2 protein-coding genes are annotated in these 979 nt (G+C 72.3%); both read right to left on the bottom strand.

Annotation, left to right across the window (positions count from 1 at the left end):
* A partial coding sequence (gene purE, locus A9W96_RS11545) for a 5-(carboxyamino)imidazole ribonucleotide mutase (protein WP_067139894.1) occupies positions 1–479 on the bottom strand: 479 nt, incomplete at its 3' end.
* The coding region (locus A9W96_RS11550) for an ATP-grasp domain-containing protein (protein ID WP_156765202.1) at positions 472–979 on the bottom strand (508 nt) is incomplete at its 5' end. The genes A9W96_RS11550 and purE, both read right to left, overlap by 8 nt.

The following is a 979-nucleotide window of genomic DNA, read 5'->3' on the forward strand; positions in this document are numbered from 1 at the left end:
GCCTCATCCTTGGCCCGCACGCTCTCGGCCAGCTGGTCCTGGAACTCCACGATCCGCGCCCGCAGCGCCGGGTCCGACGAACCGAGGATGCGCACGGCCAGCAGGCCCGCGTTGCGGGCTCCCCCGATGGAGACCGTGGCCACCGGGACGCCCGCGGGCATCTGCACGATCGACAGCAGCGAGTCCAGGCCGTCCAGGCGCGCCAGCGGCACCGGCACGCCGATCACCGGCAGCGGCGTGGCCGACGCGACCATGCCGGGCAAATGCGCGGCGCCCCCGGCGCCGGCGATGATCACCTCGATGCCGCGCCCGGCCGCGTCGCGCGCGTAGTCGAACATCACCTGCGGGGTGCGGTGCGCCGAGACCACCCGAACCTCGGCCGGCACGTCGAACTCGGCCAGCGCCGCCGCGGCGTCGGCCATCACCGACCAGTCGCTGTCGCTGCCCATGATCACGCCGACCCTGGCCCGATTAGTCATGTGGATCCCATCCGTCCGTCCACTGCGCGTGTGACAACCAGTGTGCCGCCAGCTCGGCGCGTTCCCGCAGCTTCGCGACGTAGTCCCGATCCGCCGGCTTGGAGCCGACGAAGTTGATGTGGCCGACCTTGCGGCCGGGTCGTTCCTGTTTGCCGTACAGGTGCACGCGGGCGTCGGGCATCCGCGCGAACAGGTGGTGCAGCCGCTCGTCGACGCTCATCCGCGGGATTTCGGGGGCGCCCAGCACGTTGGCCATCACCGTCACCGGGGCCAGGGCGTCGGTGTCGCCGAGCGGATAGTCCAGCACCGCGCGCAGATGCTGCTCGAACTGGCTGGTGCGCGACCCGTCCATGGTCCAGTGCCCCGAGTTGTGCGGCCGCATCGCCAGCTCGTTGACCAGCAGCTCGCCGTCCCCGGTCTCGAACAGCTCGACGGCGAGCACCCCGACCACACCGAGCTCGCCCGCCAGCCGCAGCGCCAGCTGCTGCGCGGCGGCGGCC

This window comes from Mycobacterium sp. 1245852.3, assembly GCF_001669335.1.
Taxonomy (GTDB): domain Bacteria; phylum Actinomycetota; class Actinomycetes; order Mycobacteriales; family Mycobacteriaceae; genus Mycobacterium; species Mycobacterium europaeum_A.